Here is a 15,684-nt window from a genome sequence, read left to right as displayed (position 1 = left end):
AAATGTGCAGATCCATGTCACGGCCATGCAACCTTGCGGACATACCGTGCAGACCCATTCTTAACAGGAATGGGGATTCCCAGTGCATATCAAGACTCCGTTGGCCGTTGCCATCACCCTGACCCTGGCGATGGGGGCTGCCGCACCGCTGCAGGCCGCCGGGCAGCAGGCGGTCGCCGCCACCGGCGCCGTGGCCGCCGATGCGGTCGACCTGGACCGCATTGAAGTGCGCGCCCAGCTTGAATCGCAGATCCGCGCAGTGGACCTCAAGCGCAGCAGTGACGCGATCGAAGACGCGGTGTCCTCCGACGCGCTGGGCCAGTACCCGGACAAGAACGTGGCCGAGTCGCTGCAGCGGCTGCCGGGCATCAGCGTCACCCGCGACCAGGGCGAGGGCCGCTTCGTGGTGATCCGTGGCCTGGATGCCAATCTCAACAGCGTCAGCGTGGATGGCATCGCCGTGGGCACGCCGGAGGATTCCAGCCGCGCCGCCCCGCTGGACGTCATCCCGTCCGATTCCACCGAGCGCCTGCGCGTGGTGAAGTCACCCACCCCGGACATGCCCGGCGACGCCATCGGCGGCGCGGTGCTGGTCGAGTCGGCCTCGGCCTTCGACCGTGACGGCCGCAGCCTGCGTGGCAAGATCGAAGGCAGCCATCAGCAGCTGTCCGGTGAAACCAGCCCGAAGGCGGCCTTCAACTACAGCGAAGTGTTCAACGACACCTTCGGCGTGGCACTGGGCGTGAACTACCAGAAGCGCAAGTTCGAGTCGGACAATACCGAAGTGGAGTACGACGGCGAGGATGACGCCGCACCGGGCGACGTCACCGCGATCAACCTGCAGCACCGCAAGTACGAGATCGAGCGCAAGCGCATCGGCGCCAACCTCAACCTCGACTGGCGCCCGAACGAAGACAGCAGGTACTACCTGCGCACGCTGTACAGCCAGTTCGACGATGCCGAAACCCGCCAGCGCGTGATCTTCAACTTCGACGACGCGAAGATGGTCAAGACCGGCACGGACCAGTACCGCCTGGATGGCATGCCGAAGGATTCGATCGACAAGCGCATGCGCTATCGCACCAAGAAGGAAAACACCTTCGCGGCCAGCCTGGGCGGCGAGAACAAGCTGACCAACGCCGTGGTCGACTACAAGGTGGGCTACACCCGCACCGAAGAGCGGGTGAATGACGAGATGGAGGCGCGCTTCAAGCTCAATGGCAAGGCCTTCAATGGCACGCTTGACCAGAGCAGCCGCCTGCCCAGCTACAGCTTCGACAATCCGCAGTGGCTGGACAACAGCAACTACGCCTTCGACCGCTTCGTGCTCTCGCCCAAGCAGGTCAATGACAAGGAACACAGCGCGCAGGTCAACGTGCGCTTCGACGGCGACAGCGGCAGCATCAAGATCGGGCTGCTGGGCCGCTGGCGCGACCGCGACGTCAATGTCGACGAGAACGAACTGCGGGTCGGCCCGAAGGTCGCGCTGTCGAGCTGGAGCACCTCCTCGCCCGAACACCGCCATGGCAACCTGGGCGACGGCATGGACTCGGCTGCGATGCGCGCGTTCTGGGCGGCCAATGGCAGCCAGTACAGCGCCCGCCCGCAGGACATTGGCGGCAACGCGATGACCTCGCTGGAAGAAGACTACGTGGCCAGCGAGGACATCTTCGCCAGCTACGCGATGGGTACCTGGGACATCGGCGCACTGCGCATCATCGGCGGCGTGCGCGTGGAGAACACCCAGTTCAAGGCGACCGGCAACCAGGTGGACGTGGCGGCCAACGGCCGCAGCTTCACCGTCACCCCGCGCGTGGCCAACAGCAGCTACACCAACGTGCTGCCGGGCCTGCACCTGCGCTACGACGCCGCAGACGACTGGGTGCTGCGTGCCTCGGCCAACAAGACCGTATCGCGCCCCTCGTTCGGTGACATTTCACCTCGCGTGGGCTACAGCCGGGGTGACGAGGAAGTGCGCCTGGGCAATCCGGAACTGGACCCGTACGAATCGAAGAACATCGACCTGTCGGTGGAGAAATACATCGGCAGCAGCGGCATCGTCTCGCTGGGCCTGTTCCACAAGTCGATCGATGGCTACATCGTGGAAACCGTGCGCACCAACGACCCGGCCTACGGCGGTTTCGACGTGACCCAGCCGATCAACGGCCGCAAGGCCACCGTGCGTGGTGCCGAGTTCAACTGGCAGCAGCAGCTGGCCTTCCTGCCTTCCGGCCTGGATGGACTGCTGGTCGGTGCCAGCGGCACCTGGCTGGACACCACGTTCGATGCCGGCATCAAGGACCGCCCAGGCGAGGACTTCACCCTGCCGCGTGCCTCCAAGCACGTCTACAGTGCCCACATCGGCTATGAGAAGTACGGTCTGAGCACGCGGCTGGCGGCGGTGTACCGCAGCGAGTACCTGGACAGCATCGGCAAGGGCCGCGCCTTCGATATCTACGTTGCGCCGAACACCCAGCTCGACTTCTCGCTGGACTACAAGTTCACCTCGCGCGTGAGCATGTACCTCGAAGCGCAGAACCTGCTGGACAAGCCGCTTGAGCTGTACCAGGGCACGCGCTCGCGCACGCTGCAGATGGAAGAGTATGGCCGTACCTACGCGCTGGGCCTGAAGGTGGCACTGTGATGGGGCGTCGCATCACCGTCATGGCCGCGGCGCTGGCGGCTGCCCTGCTGGCGGGCTGCACGCCGGCCACCAGCAACGATCCGTCCGTGGCCAAGCCCGAGGCGAAGGCCACGGCCGAGCGTGCGGTGACCACCATCGCCGAGGCATTCCTTTCGCCGATGACGCCGGCCGACAACATCGATTCGCCCGCCGCCTGGCGTGCACCTGACGGAAAGCTGTGGCTGATCGCCACTGCCAAGGCCACCGACAAGCTGGTGGTCTACGACGGCAGCAGCGGCCAGCACCTGCGCGACGTCGGCAGCAGCGGCACCGCGCCAGGGCAGTTCGACCGCCCAAACGGCATCGCGGTGACCGACGATCTGCTGTGGATCGTGGAGCGCGACAATCACCGCGTACAGGTGCTGAGCCTGCCGGACTTCACCCCGCTGGCGACCTTCGCTGCGGACGACCTGCGCAAGCCGTACGGGCTGTGGGTCGACCGCCGTGCCGATGGCTACAGCGTCTACGTCACCGACTCCTGGGACAACGGCGAGGATGCACAGGGCCGTGACATCCTGCCGCCGCTGGCCGAGCTGGACAAGCGCGTGCGCCAGTACCAGGTGACCCGCGATGGTGCGAAGGTCGAAGCGAAGCTTGTGGCCAGCATTGGTGACACCACGGAGGCCGGTGCCCTGCGCGTGGTCGAATCGATCTGGGGCGACCCCGAGAACGATCGCCTGCTGATCGCCGAAGAGGACGAGAGCTACGCCAGCGAGTTCAAGGTCTACACGCTGGCCGGGCGTTTCACCGGCACTACCTTCGGTCGTGATGTGTTCAAGGCGCAGGCAGAAGGCGTGACCCTGCGCACCTGCGGCAAGGACGGCTGGTGGATCACCACCGAACAGGGCAAGCAGCGCAGCGTGTTCCACCTGTTCGACCGCCACACCCTTAAGCCGGTTGGCGCATTCCAGGGCAATACCGTGGCCAACACCGATGGCATCTGGATGATGCAGCAACCCAGTGCACGCTTCCCGCACGGTGCGCTGTACGCGGTGCACGACGACCAGGGCGTGGTGGCGTTTGACTGGGAGAGCATCGCCAGGCAGCTGGCGCTGCCGCTGGAGTGTGGCGCATGAGCCGGCCTTGCGTGATGCGCACGCTGGTGCTGGGCCTGCTGTTGGCCGTGCCGTCGCTGTCGTTCGCAGCGGCTGAACCGAACACCCAGGTGCCGGTGGGCAGCCGCCATTACGCGGCAACCATGGTGCCTGACCGCATCGTGGCTTCGCCTGCAGCCGATCCCAGCCACGGTTTCGCCGTGGCCTGGCGCACCGACGGCAGCGTGCAGGCGCCGCTGCTGGAAATCGCTCTGGCCGGTGATTCACCCGCCATCGAGGGCATCCGCCAGATCCGTGCGACGACCCGCACACTGCAGACAGAGAACGGTGTATCGCACCATCATCGCGCCGACATCGATGGCCTGGAGCCGGATACGCAGTACGTCTACCGCGTGCAGGGCGATGGCAGCTGGAGCGCCTGGAACCAGCTGCGCACGCTGGCTGCGCCCGACCAGCCGCTGACCCTGCTGTACTTCGGTGATACCCAGAACAAGAACGTCAGCCATGTCAGCCGCGTGGTGCGCGCCGCACAGAAGGCCGCACCCGCAGCACGCCTGAGCCTGTTCGCCGGCGATCTGGTCAGTGGTGGCGACGGTGCCGATGACAGCGAGTGGGGGGAGTGGTTTGCCGCCACCGGTTGGCTCGCGCAGGAAACGCTGGTGGCGCCGGCGATCGGCAACCACGAGTATTTCGAGGAGTTCGAGGACACCCCGCAGGAGCGCCGCGTGCTGGGCAGGCACTGGCCGGTGACGTTCGCGCTGCCGGGCAATGGTGCTGCCGCCGCACGGCAGACCAGCTACTGGTTCGATGCGCAGGGCGTGCGCGTGGCGGTGGTCGATGGCACTTCGGCACTCGACCTTGGCACGGCCAAGGCACAGGCGCAGTGGCTGGACAAGGTGCTGACCGGCAATCCGCAGCCGTGGACCCTCGTACTGCTGCACCAGCCGTTCTATTCGCCGCGCGAAGGCCGCGAGAACGCCGCGCTGCGCGACGTGCTGCTGCCGGTGGTACGCCGCCACAACGTCGATCTGGTGCTGCAGGGCCACGATCACACCTATGGTCGCCGTGGCGAAGGGCAGGCCGCGACGCCACAGTACGTGGTGACCGTGGCGGGGCCGAAGCAGTACCGTCTCTCCGACGAGGCACGAAAGACGATGGATCCGGTGGCCGAGGACACCCAGCTGTTCCAGGTGCTGCACATCGACCCGCAGCACCTGCGCTATGAAGCGCGCACGGTGACCGGCCGGCTCTACGATGCCTTCGAGCTGCGCCGCGACGCCAAGGGCGGCAAGCAGCGCACGGAGCTGACCGAAGGCCGCATCACGCCACGCGACTGCCCGCGTGCGCAGACCGCCAAGGGTCGTGCCGATCGTTGCTGGGAATGAGGAGAAGCAGATGACCACGCCCCGCCGCATCCTCCCGTTCGCCGCCATCGGCGCCGCTCTTCTGTTGCTGGCCAGTGCGGTGACCGCCGCCGATACTGTATTGCATCCGTTCCTGGTGGCGCAGCCGAAGCAGGCGCCGCAGGAGGTGAATCTGGCCGTGGAGATTCCGGCCGGCAGCTTCACCAAGTACGAGATCAAGGAAGATGGCCTGGTGCATGTGGATCGCTTCCAGTCGATGCCGGTCGCCTATCCGGCCAACTACGGTTCGATGCCGCGTACGTTGGCTGGCGACAACGATCCGCTGGACGCGCTGGTGCTGACCCGTGAACCGCTGCACCCGGGCGTGATCGTGCGCTTCCGGCCGATCGGCTACCTGAAGATGATCGACGGCGGCGAGCACGACGAGAAGATCATCGGCGTGCCTACCGACAAGGTGGATCCGACCTACGCTGGTATCCGCGATCTGGCCGATCTGCCGGAGATCGAACGACAGCGCATCGAAGCGTTCTTCCGTGTCTACAAGGACCTGCCGGCCGGGCGCAACCCGGTGCGGCTCAACGGTTGGGGCAACGCCGCCGAGGCGCGGGCACTGATCAGCGAGGCGATGCAGCGCTTCAGTCGGTAGATCCACGCCATGCGTGGATTCAGCCTGTCAGCGACTGCATGAAGCACTCGGCGTCCAGGCGGTTGCCCAGCACCTGCGCAACCGCCTGCACCGCCGCTTCCTCGTGCACGGCGCGGATGCCGCCATCGTCGTCATCGTTGTAGAGGTCGTCACCCGCATCCAGGTACACGGTGCCGGCAGCCGCCAGCATGGTCATCAGGGTCGGCACGTCGGCGGCGATCTCGCTGGCATCCAGCAGACCCGCACCGTGGTGGCTGAACAGCACACGGCCGTCATCCAGGTCGAGGATGAACGGATCGGCGCCGCGATCGGCAATCACCAGCCAGTTCGATGGCCAGTTGTCGATCGGCTCGCCGCTGATGCCATGCCAGCGATAGCCGGCCTGGTGACTCCACAGGCGCTGCAGCGGCGGTATCCAGACTTCGAGGCCGGGAATGGTGATGCCGGCATTGCCCACCCTTGCGTTGATCTCATGACCCAGCGGTCCCACCTGCGCGTAGAAGCGTGCCAGTACGGGCGGTAGCGGGAAAGGTCCCTGCCAGTCACCCTCGTGCTGGGCCCGAAGCAGGCCGAAGCGGGCGAATGGGGCATGCAGATCATCCATGGCGGGGTCCAACGAGGAGCGGCCCGGCAGCCTAGCAGACGGCGTCTGCGTGCAACGCCTTCACCGCCGCTGGCTATCATGTCCGCCTTCAACAACGAAGGCGGTGTCTGTGTCGGTAGCGTTGGTATGGTTCCGCCGTGATCTGCGGCTGCAGGACAATCCGGCCCTGCAGGCCGCGCTGGATGCCGGTCACGACGTGGTGCCGGTCTACATCCATGCGCCGCACGAAGAAGGCGAGTGGGCGCCGGGAGCTGCCTCCGATGCGTGGCGCCACCGTTCACTGGCCGCGTTGGATGCGGATCTGCGCGCGCGGGGTTCCTCACTGGTGCTGCGCAGCGGTGACAGCCTGCCCACGCTGTTGGCCCTGATCGAACAGACCGGCGCAGAAGCCGTGTACTGGAACCGCAAGTACGAACCGGCTACCCAGCCACGCGACGCGACTATCAAACGCACGCTGCGTGAGCTGGGCATCGACGCGCAGAGCTGCAATGGCAGCCTGCTGTTCGAACCCTGGGATATCGCCACCCAGCAGGGGCAGCCGTACAAGGTGTTCACGCCGTACTGGCGCAACGTGCTAAGCCATTGGCGCCTGCCCGCATTGCAGGCTGCACCGGAGAAACTGCCGGCACATGAGGTCGACAGCCGCGCGCTGGACGCGCTGCATCTGGCGCCTGCACTGGACTGGGACACCGGCTTCTGGGAGCACTGGCAGCCAGGCGAGGCAGGTGCGCTGGAAGCACTGTCCGTCTTTGAAGACGGTGCCCTGCGCGGGTACCGCGAGCAGCGCGACCTGCCGGACCGGGTCGGGACCTCGCGGCTGTCGCCGCACCTGCATTTCGGCGAAATCGCACCCTGGCGCATCGCCCACGCGCTGGAAGGGCTGCGCAGTGCCGGCACCGACGCCGACATCGATGGCTACCTGCGCCAGCTGGGCTGGCGCGACTTCGCCTACCACCTGCTGCATCACTTCCCGAAGACGCCCACCGACAACCTCAACCCGCGCTTCGATCGCTTCCCCTGGGCAACGCCCAGTGACGCGCAGCTGCGCGACTGGCAGCGCGGCAACACCGGTGTGCCGATCGTCGATGCAGGCCTGCGCGAGCTGTGGCACACCGGCTACATGCACAATCGGGTGCGGATGATCGTCGCCAGCTACCTGTGCAAGCATCTGCGTGCGCACTGGCTGCATGGCGCGCGCTGGTTCTGGGACACCCTGGTCGATGCCGACCTGGCCAACAACACGATGGGCTGGCAGTGGGTGGCGGGAACCGGTGCCGACGCCGCACCGTATTTCCGTGTGTTCAACCCCGTGACCCAGGCCGAGAAATTCGATCCGCAGGCTCGGTACATCAGCCGCTGGGTGCCCGAACTGGCCGCACTGCCGGTGAAGGCACGATTCGCGCCCTGGCAGCATCCGTTGCTGCTGGCGGCACGCGCACCGGGCTATCCACGCACGCCGCTGGTGGATCTGGCCGCGGGCCGCGACGCCGCGCTGGCGGCTTACCGCCAGTCGGGGGCAGGGTAAAGAGCGACCTGAGCGATCCGGTCAGTTAGCTGAACGTGGGCCTGTCGCGGTGCCCGATCATCATTCCGGCATCGCATCGGGCTGTTTATTCTCTTTGCGCCCGCAGGCCGCCGGCCGACCGGAAACCAAGGAGAACCTCATGATCCGCAACACCACCCGCAACGTCGCACTGGCCCTGATGAGTGCGGCCGTCCTGTCGGCCTGCGCCACCGGCGGCTCCTACGTACAGAGTGACCAGTACGGCAACCCGACCGAGCAGCAGAACCGCACCGGCCGCAACGCCCTGATCGGCACCGCCATCGGCGTGGCAGCCGGCCTGCTGACCGGCGACAGCGCCACCGAGCGTCGTCAGCATGCCCTGATCGGTGCCGGTATCGGTGCGCTCAGCGGCGCCGCCGTCGGCCAGTACCAGGATCGCCAGGAACGCGCGCTGCGCGAGCGCACTGCCAACACCGGCATTGACGTCCAGCGCCAGGGCGACAACATCATGCTGAACCTGCCGGACGGCATCACCTTCGACTTCGGCAAGTCGACCCTGAAGCCGCAGTTCTACGGTTCGCTCAACGGCGTGGCGGGCACCCTGCGTGATTACAACCAGACCATGATCGAAGTGGTCGGCCATACCGACAGCATCGGCAGCGACGCGGTCAACAACCGCCTGTCGAAGGAGCGTGCCGACTCGGTCGCGCAGTACCTGATCGGCCAGGGCGTGCAGAGCGTGCGTATCGAAACGCTGGGCGCCGGCAAGTCGTACCCGATCGCCGACAACAGCACCGATGCCGGCCGCGCAAAGAACCGCCGCGTCGAGATTCGTGTGATTCCGCTCAAGCAGTAACGCGTAGCGTTACTGCTTGAGCCGGTCCGGCCATCGGCCGGAACGAAAATGCCGCCCTTGCAGGCGGCATTTTTGTGGGTGCCGAGCGCTGCTCGGCACGCCGATAGCGCCTGTAGAGCCGAGCCACGCTGGAAAGCGGCATCGCGCGCCCGGGTAGATCCACGCCATGCGTGGATACCCTCGGTCATGCCGCCGAAGCGGCCACCTTCTCCAGGATCCGCTTGCCGCTGCTTTCCAGCGCTGCGTCTTCCTTTTCCTTCTGCTGCTGCGCCAGCTTCGCGCCCGGGCACTGCGCCAGCATGTAATTGGCGTCAAAGTTGAGCTTCTCGACCAGGAAGTCGACGAACGCCCGCACCTTCGGCGAAACCAGGCGGCCGCCGGCGAAGACGGCGTTGAAGTCCACTTCCGGGCCGGTCCAGCCAGCCAGCACGCGGCGCACCATGCCCGATTCGACGAACGGTTTGGCCATCACGTCGCCGGTCAACAGCAGGCCTTCGCCACACACCAGCGCGCCATTCAACGCAGACATGTCGTTGGCGGTCATCAGCGGGGTGACAGGGAAGTCGCGCAGTTCACCGCCGTTCTCGCCCAGCTGCCAGGTGAAGCGCGGCGAATTGCCAGTGTGGTACGGCTTGCGCATGGCCAGGATGCGATGGAACTGCAGTTCTTCCGGATGCAGCGGTTCGCCATAGCGCTCGATGTAGGCAGGGCTGGCGAACACCTGCGTACGCAGGCTGCCCAGCTTGCGCGCCACCAGGTTGGAATCGGGCAGGGCACCCACACGTAGTGCAAGATCCGCTTCACCTGCAATCAGGTCCAGCTTCTCGTTGCCCATATGCATGTCCAGGCGGATTTCCGGGTACTGCGCATGGAACTGGCCCAGCAGCGGGGCGATCCAGGTGATGCCGATCGAATAGGGCACGGTGAAGCGCAGCCAGCCACGCGGACCGGACTGCAGCTGGCTCACCGCGCTCTCGGCTTCTTCCAGTTCGCGCGCGATGCGCTGGCAATGCTCGTGGTAGATCGAACCGGCTTCGGTCAGGCCGAGGCGGCGCGTGGTCCGGTGCAGCAGGCGCGCGCCCAGGCGCGTTTCCAGCTCCTGCACTTTGCGGCTGACCGTGGTCTTGGGCAGGCCGAGCGATTTGGCAGCGGCAATGAAGCTGCCTTGCTCGACCACTTTGACGAAGATCAGCGTCTCGTTGAGATCGTGGGACATGGTCGGGGATCCTGGACGTCGGGGATGGGGCAATCGTGACAGAACGATTGGACCGGGAGCGGGATGATTATTCCCCTTAATCAGGACTAATCAAGTAAAGGTTTGAGGTCTATCGTGGCGCCATTCGTTAATTGGAGCCCGTCCGCCATGAGCCTGCGCAACATTCTTGCCCGACTCCGGAACGCCGGCCAGAACACCCTGGACCTGGCGATGACCGTCGAAGCCCGCCCGAGTTCCTTGGTACACAAGGACTTTCGTGAGTTTACCGCGCCCATGCGTCAGCAGCGTGGCGGCGCCATCCGCCTGGTCCCTCACAAGGGTGACCGACTGCGCCGAATCGGGACTATCCCGGATTTGGGAGGAAATGTCCCGTGAATGGGATGCTGACGCCCGAAGTCCTGGTCCTGGGCGGCACCGGTGCCGTCGGCCAGGGTGTGGTTGGCGCGCTGTTGGAGGCCGGCAGCCCGGTACTGGTTGTCGGCCGCGATCCGGGCCGGCTGGCGGCGCTGCACGAGCAGTTCGCCGATGAGCCGGGCCTGGAGACGCTGCTGGGTTCGCTCAGTGACGACGGCTCTGCGCGCGTGCTGGCCGAACGCATCACGCAGCGCCCGCGCCCGCTGGCGGCAGTGATCGCCGCAATGGGCGGCCCGTACCGCCGCGGTCGCGTGGTCGATCGCAATGGTGACGAACTGATGGGCGCGATGCAGGCCGATCTGATGCCGCACGTGCACGCGGTGCGTCATCTGCTGCCGCTGCTGCAGGACAACGTGCACGCGCGACGCTACGTGATGATCGGCAGCCCGGCCAACGCCAAGCCGTGGGCGGGCTACGGCGAGACCTCGATCACCACCGCCGCGCTGCGCATGTACGCGCAGGTCGTGCACCAGGAAGCGCAGGCGCTGGGCGTGCGCGCGCAGATGCTGGAAGTCTGCAGCCCCGTCTGTACCCCGGCCAACGCGGCCAATGCCTGCATCGAGTGGCCCAGCTCGCTGCTGGTCGGCCGTCGCGTGGTCTCGCTGTTGGATGGTTGCCGCGACAACCGCGCCATCGTCCGCTGTGACAGCAGCGATGCCGAACTGCCGCGCGGCCTGCTGCACCTGGAAGTTCCCCCTTTGTGGCGCGATACCGCAGGCGTCGCTTGACCTCGACCATGGTTGAGGTCGCAGTATGCGGCGCCGATTTTTGCAACACGTTCTCATCTAGCTGTACCACCCCTCCGTACGGATGCATGCCATGACTTCCCCCAATACCACCCCACATCGTTTCGGCCATCGCATCGCGATGGTCGGCGTGTCGATCCTCGCCGCGGCCGTGCTGGCGGCCTGCAGCGGCGGCCATGCCGAAGAAGCCGGTGCACCGCCTCCGCCGCAGGTCAGCGCAGCGCCGGTGCTGGTCAAGCAGGTCAGCCAGTGGGACGAATTCAGCGGCCGCGTCGAAGCGGTACAGAGCGTTGAACTGCGTCCGCGCGTGTCCGGCTACATCGACAAGGTCAACTACGTCGAAGGCCAGGAAGTGAAGAAGGGCGAAGTGCTCTTCACCATCGACGCGCGCAGCTACCAGGCCGAGTACGATCGCGCTGCCGCAGAACTGGCCCGTGCCCGCACCCAGGCTACGCTGGCCCGCAGCGAGTCCGAGCGTGCCAAGCGCCTGTCCGAGCAGCAGGCGATCTCCACCGAGACCGCTGAACAGCGTCGCGCGGCGGCCGACCAGTCCGGTGCCGCTGTGCAGGCCGCGCAGGCGGCGCTGGATGCCGCCCGCCTCAACCTGGAGTTCACCAAGGTGCGTGCCCCGATCGACGGCCGTGCCGGCCGCGCGATGGTCACCGCTGGCAACCTGGTCACCGCCGGCGACAGCGCCAGCGTGCTGACCACGCTGGTCTCGCTGGACACGGTGTTCGTCTACTTCGATGCCGACGAAAGCACCTTCCTGCGCTACGCCCAGATGGCACGCAAGGGCGAGCGCCCGAGCGAGCGTGACAGCGAGCTGCCGGTGAAGGTCGGCCTGTCCGGTGAGGAGGGTTACCCGCACTCGGGCAAGGTCGACTTCCTCGACAACCAGGTCGCCCGCAGCACCGGCACCATCCGCGTCCGCGCACTGCTGGACAACGCCGACCGCCAGTTCACCCCGGGCCTGTTCGCCCGCGTGCAGCTGCTCGGCAGCGGCCAGTTCCAGGCCCTGCTGATCGACGACAAGGCCGTGCTGACCGACCAGGACCGCAAGTATGTCTACGTGGTCGACAAGGATGGCAAGGCCCAGCGCCGCGACATCCAGCTCGGTCGCACCGCCGACGGCCTGCGCATTGTCGAACACGGCCTGGCCGCGGGCGACAAGGTGATCATCGACGGCGTGCAGAAGGTCTTCATGCCGGGCATGCCGGTGCAGGCCAAGGCGGTGGCGATGCAGCCACAGGCCGCGCCGGCACCGGGCCGCGATGCCACCGCCGCCCTGAAGTACTGATCCGCCGTCTCCTGATCCGAGTTTCCGCTTAGCTGCCGGCGCCAGCGGCAGCCTTCCCTGCCTTCGTCATTTCGGCGAGGGGCAGGGTGGCTGTTGCCCGCCGAATGCCTTTCCCAGGAATTCCTCCATGGACTTTTCCCGTTTCTTCATCGACAGGCCGATCTTCGCGGCGGTGCTGTCGATCGTGATCTTCGCCGCCGGCCTGATCACGATTCCAATTCTGCCGATCAGCGAGTACCCGGAAGTGGTGCCGCCGTCGGTGGTCGTGCGCACGGTCTATCCGGGCGCCAACCCCAAGGTCATTGCCGAGACCGTCGCCACGCCGCTTGAAGAAGCCATCAACGGCGTCGAAGGCATGATGTACCTGAAGTCGGTCGCCGGTTCCGACGGCGTGCTGCAGATGACCGTCACCTTCCGCCCGGGCACCGACCCGGACGCGGCGGCGGTGAAGGTGCAGAACCGTGTGGCGCAGGCGCAGGCGCGCTTGCCCGAGGACGTGCGCCGGCAGGGCGTGACCACGCAGAAGCAGTCGCCGACCTTCCTGATGGTGGTGCACCTGACCTCGCCGCAAGGCAAGTACGACACCCTGTACCTGCGCAACTACGCACGCCTGCACGTCAAGGATGCGCTGGCGCGTATTCCGGGCGTGGGTGACGCGCAGATCTTCGGTGGTGGCGACTACGCCATGCGCGCCTGGCTGGACCCGGACAAGGTGGCCTCGCGCGGCCTGACTGCCAGCGACGTGGTGCGCGCCATGCGCGAGCAGAACGTGCAGGTGTCGGCCGGCCAGCTCGGCGCCGAACCGCTGCCGGACAGCAAGTTCCTGACCCTGATCAATGCCCAGGGCCGGCTGAAGACCGAAAAGGAATTCGGCGACATCGTGCTCAAGAGCGGCACCGATGGCGAGATCGTGCGCCTGTCCGACGTGGCCCGTCTGGAGCTGGGTGCGGGTGACTACACCCTGCGCTCGCAGCTGGACGGCAAGAACGCGGTCGGTATCGGTATCTTCCAGTCGCCGGGTGCGAACGCGCTGGAAATCCGCGACCAGGTCATCTCGACGATGGACGAGATGCAGAAGACCATGCCGGCTGACGTGAAGTACGAAGCGGTGTATGACACCACCATCTTCGTGCGCGACTCGATCAAGGCCGTGGTCTCCACGCTGCTGGAAGCCATCGCGCTGGTGGTGCTGGTGGTGATCCTGTTCCTGCAGACCTGGCGTGCCTCGATCATCCCGTTGATCGCGGTGCCGGTGTCGGTGGTCGGTACCTTCGCCGCGCTGTACCTGCTGGGCTTCTCGATCAACACGCTGAGCCTGTTCGGCCTGGTGCTGGCGATCGGCATCGTGGTCGACGACGCGATCGTGGTGGTGGAGAACGTCGAGCGCAACATCGAGGAAGGGCTGTCGCCCACCGCGGCGGCACACCAGGCCATGCGTGAGGTGTCCGGCCCGATCGTGGCGATCGCGCTGGTGCTGTGTGCCGTGTTCGTGCCGATGGCGTTCCTGTCTGGTGTCACCGGCCAGTTCTACAAGCAGTTCGCAGTCACCATCGCCATTTCCACGGTGATCTCGGCGATCAACTCGCTGACCCTGTCGCCGGCCCTGGCCGCGCGCCTGCTGAAGGCCCACGGCGCACCGAAGGACGGCCCGAGCCGCCTGATCGACCGCCTGTTCGGCTGGGTGTTCCGTCCGTTCAACCGCTTCTTCAAGTCCAGCTCGGAGAAGTACGAGCGTGGCGTGGCGCGCATTCTCGGCCGTCGCGGCGCGGTGTTCGTGGTCTACGCGATCCTGCTGGTCGGTACCGGCGTGATCTTCAAGCTGGTGCCGCCGGGCTTCATTCCGACTCAGGACAAGCTGTACCTGATCGCCGGTGTGAAACTGCCGGAAGGTTCGTCGATCGCGCGTACCGATGAAATGCTGCGCAAGGTCGCCAAGATCGCCCAGGAAACCGATGGCGTGGCCCACACCATCTCGTTCCCGGGTTTGAACGCGCTGCAGTTCACCAACACGCCGAACACCGGTGTGGCGTTCATTCCGCTGAAGCCGTTCGCCGAGCGCCATGGCCGTACCGCCGCGCAGATCAATGCCGAGATCAACCAGAAGATCGCCGGGCTGCAGGAAGGCTTCGCCTTCGCGATGATGCCGCCGCCGATCCTCGGCCTGGGTAACGGCAACGGCTACCAGATGTTCATCGAGGACCGCGGCAACCTGGGCTACGGCGCGCTGCAGAATGCCGTGCAGGCAATGCAGGGCACCGTTGCGCAGACGCCGGGCATGGCCTTCCCGATTTCCAGCTACCAGGCCAACGTGCCGCAGCTGGATGCCGAGGTGGACCGCGTCAAGGCCAAGGCGCAGGGCGTGCAGCTCACCGAACTGTTCGACACCCTGCAGACCTACCTGGGTTCGGCCTACGTCAACGACTTCAACCAGTTCGGCCGTACCTGGCAGGTGATCGCCCAGGCTGACGGTCCGTTCCGCGAGACGGTCGAGGACATCGGCAAGCTGCGTACCCGCAACGACCGCGGCGAGATGGTGCCGATCGGTTCGATGGTCACCATCAAGCAGACCTTCGGCCCCGACCCGGTGCTGCGCTTCAATGGCTACCCGGCAGCGGACCTGGCCGGTGAAGCCGACCCGCGCCTGCTGTCCTCGGCTGAAGCGATGAACAAGCTGACCGAGATTGCCGGCAAGGTGCTGCCGGTGGGCATGACCACTGAATGGACCGACCTGAGCTACCAGCAGGCCACCCAGGGCAAGGCCGCCTTCATCGTGTTCCCGGTGGCGATCATGCTGGCCTTCCTGGTGCTGGCTGCGCTGTACGAGAGCTGGTCGCTGCCGCTGGCGGTGATCCTGATCGTGCCGATGACCCTGCTGTCCGCGCTGTTCGGCGTGTGGCTGACCGGTGGCGACAACAACGTGTTCGTGCAGGTCGGCCTGGTGGTGCTGATGGGCCTGGCGTGCAAGAACGCGATTCTGATCGTCGAATTCGCCAGAGAGCTGGAGATGGGCGGCAAGGGCATCGTTGAAGCCGCGCTGGAAGCCTGCCGCCTGCGCCTGCGCCCGATCGTGATGACCTCCATCGCGTTCATCGCCGGCACCGTGCCGCTGGTGCTGTCGCACGGTGCAGGCGCCGAGGTGCGCTCGGTGACCGGTATCACCGTGTTCGCCGGCATGCTGGGCGTGACCCTGTTCGGCCTGTTCCTCACCCCGGTGTTCTACGTGGCCCTGCGCAAGTTCGTCACCCGCAATGGTGGTGGCCAGCTGGTGCAGCACGGCGAGCCGACCATCCACCACTGAC

At 66.2% G+C, this 15,684-nt stretch carries 12 protein-coding genes; 10 read left to right on the top strand and 2 right to left on the bottom strand.

The genetic code is table 11. The features are described from left to right. Nucleotides 1–130 precede the first annotated feature (130 nt). The 4 genes from AC5P88_RS08105 to AC5P88_RS08090 are packed head-to-tail and all read left to right on the top strand — an operon-like array spanning nucleotide 131 to nucleotide 5,748. A complete protein-coding gene (locus tag AC5P88_RS08105; protein WP_495224816.1) occupies nucleotides 131–2,644 on the top strand; it encodes a TonB-dependent receptor in 2,514 nt (837 codons plus the stop codon). Further along, nucleotides 2,644–3,759 carry a phytase gene (locus AC5P88_RS08100; protein WP_495224778.1) on the top strand — a complete coding sequence of 372 codons (1,116 nt, stop codon included), beginning with the start codon at nucleotides 2,644–2,646 and terminating at the stop codon, nucleotides 3,757–3,759. The genes AC5P88_RS08105 and AC5P88_RS08100 overlap by 1 nt, the downstream gene beginning before the upstream one ends. Then, nucleotides 3,756–5,123 carry a purple acid phosphatase family protein gene (locus AC5P88_RS08095; protein ID WP_495224777.1) on the top strand — a complete coding sequence of 456 codons (1,368 nt, stop codon included), beginning with the start codon at nucleotides 3,756–3,758 and terminating at the stop codon, nucleotides 5,121–5,123. The genes AC5P88_RS08100 and AC5P88_RS08095 overlap by 4 nt, the downstream gene beginning before the upstream one ends. Nucleotides 5,124–5,133: 10 nt before the next feature. Next, nucleotides 5,134–5,748 carry an inorganic diphosphatase gene (locus AC5P88_RS08090; protein ID WP_495224776.1) on the top strand — a complete coding sequence of 205 codons (615 nt, stop codon included), beginning with the start codon at nucleotides 5,134–5,136 and terminating at the stop codon, nucleotides 5,746–5,748. Nucleotides 5,749–5,767: 19 nt separating this feature from the next. Here AC5P88_RS08090 and AC5P88_RS08085 read toward each other — a convergent pair whose 3' ends face one another. Further along, nucleotides 5,768–6,352: an SMI1/KNR4 family protein gene (locus AC5P88_RS08085; RefSeq protein WP_495224775.1), complete on the bottom strand. Its 585-nt coding sequence runs from the start codon at nucleotides 6,350–6,352 to the stop codon at nucleotides 5,768–5,770. Nucleotides 6,353–6,461: 109 nt separating this feature from the next. Here AC5P88_RS08085 and AC5P88_RS08080 point away from each other — a divergent pair, with 109 nt between their 5' ends. Together AC5P88_RS08080 and AC5P88_RS08075 are read left to right on the top strand one after the other, a co-directional pair. Next, nucleotides 6,462–7,877 (top strand): cryptochrome/photolyase family protein, encoded by a 1,416-nt coding sequence (locus AC5P88_RS08080; RefSeq protein ID WP_495224815.1) that lies wholly within the window; start codon nucleotides 6,462–6,464, stop codon nucleotides 7,875–7,877. 139 nt (nucleotides 7,878–8,016) lie between these two features. Continuing rightward, the gene (locus AC5P88_RS08075) at nucleotides 8,017–8,712 is read left to right on the top strand and encodes a YiaD family glycine zipper/OmpA-like lipoprotein (RefSeq protein WP_010484399.1); all 696 of its coding nucleotides are present in this window, start codon (nucleotides 8,017–8,019) and stop codon (nucleotides 8,710–8,712) included. Nucleotides 8,713–8,896: 184 nt separating this feature from the next. Here the strand turns inward: AC5P88_RS08075 and AC5P88_RS08070 are convergent, their stop codons facing one another. Continuing rightward, complete coding sequence (locus tag AC5P88_RS08070; protein WP_005409107.1) at nucleotides 8,897–9,928, bottom strand: LysR family transcriptional regulator; 1,032 nt, start codon at nucleotides 9,926–9,928, stop codon at nucleotides 8,897–8,899. 147 nt (nucleotides 9,929–10,075) lie between these two features. Here AC5P88_RS08070 and AC5P88_RS08065 point away from each other — a divergent pair, with 147 nt between their 5' ends. The 4 genes from AC5P88_RS08065 to AC5P88_RS08050 all read left to right on the top strand — a co-directional run bounded on the left by AC5P88_RS08065 (nucleotide 10,076) and on the right by AC5P88_RS08050 (nucleotide 15,683). After that, complete coding sequence (locus tag AC5P88_RS08065) at nucleotides 10,076–10,303, top strand: hypothetical protein (RefSeq protein ID WP_049414419.1); 228 nt, start codon at nucleotides 10,076–10,078, stop codon at nucleotides 10,301–10,303. Continuing rightward, nucleotides 10,300–11,070 (top strand): SDR family NAD(P)-dependent oxidoreductase, encoded by a 771-nt coding sequence (locus tag AC5P88_RS08060; RefSeq protein WP_495224774.1) that lies wholly within the window; start codon nucleotides 10,300–10,302, stop codon nucleotides 11,068–11,070. The genes AC5P88_RS08065 and AC5P88_RS08060 overlap by 4 nt, the downstream gene beginning before the upstream one ends. A 91-nt stretch (nucleotides 11,071–11,161) precedes the next feature. Further along, nucleotides 11,162–12,385 (top strand): efflux RND transporter periplasmic adaptor subunit, encoded by a 1,224-nt coding sequence (locus tag AC5P88_RS08055; RefSeq protein ID WP_111111987.1) that lies wholly within the window; start codon nucleotides 11,162–11,164, stop codon nucleotides 12,383–12,385. Between the two features lie 127 nt (nucleotides 12,386–12,512). Next, nucleotides 12,513–15,683: an efflux RND transporter permease subunit gene (locus AC5P88_RS08050; RefSeq protein ID WP_057496844.1), complete on the top strand. Its 3,171-nt coding sequence runs from the start codon at nucleotides 12,513–12,515 to the stop codon at nucleotides 15,681–15,683. The last annotated feature ends 1 nt before the right edge of the window (nucleotide 15,684 follow it).

The organism is Stenotrophomonas sp. YJH_SMC_8 (assembly GCF_059371315.1).
Note: the sequence above shows the minus strand (reverse complement) of the source record. Positions and strands in the feature narration are given on the sequence as shown.

What these genes read in the sequence shown, in the direction of transcription:
- AC5P88_RS08105 (WP_495224816.1), top strand. Translation starts at nt 131, where the DNA reads ATGGGGGCTGCCGCACCGCTGCAGGCCGCCGGGCAGCAGGCGGTCGCC.
- AC5P88_RS08100 (WP_495224778.1), top strand. Translation starts at nt 2,644, where the DNA reads ATGGGGCGTCGCATCACCGTCATGGCCGCGGCGCTGGCGGCTGCCCTG.
- AC5P88_RS08095 (WP_495224777.1), top strand. Translation starts at nt 3,756, where the DNA reads ATGAGCCGGCCTTGCGTGATGCGCACGCTGGTGCTGGGCCTGCTGTTG.
- AC5P88_RS08090 (WP_495224776.1), top strand. Translation starts at nt 5,134, where the DNA reads ATGACCACGCCCCGCCGCATCCTCCCGTTCGCCGCCATCGGCGCCGCT.
- AC5P88_RS08085 (WP_495224775.1), bottom strand. Translation starts at nt 6,352, where the DNA reads ATGGATGATCTGCATGCCCCATTCGCCCGCTTCGGCCTGCTTCGGGCC.
- AC5P88_RS08075 (WP_010484399.1), top strand. Translation starts at nt 8,017, where the DNA reads ATGATCCGCAACACCACCCGCAACGTCGCACTGGCCCTGATGAGTGCG.
- AC5P88_RS08070 (WP_005409107.1), bottom strand. Translation starts at nt 9,928, where the DNA reads ATGTCCCACGATCTCAACGAGACGCTGATCTTCGTCAAAGTGGTCGAG.
- AC5P88_RS08065 (WP_049414419.1), top strand. Translation starts at nt 10,076, where the DNA reads ATGAGCCTGCGCAACATTCTTGCCCGACTCCGGAACGCCGGCCAGAAC.
- AC5P88_RS08055 (WP_111111987.1), top strand. Translation starts at nt 11,162, where the DNA reads ATGACTTCCCCCAATACCACCCCACATCGTTTCGGCCATCGCATCGCG.
- AC5P88_RS08050 (WP_057496844.1), top strand. Translation starts at nt 12,513, where the DNA reads ATGGACTTTTCCCGTTTCTTCATCGACAGGCCGATCTTCGCGGCGGTG.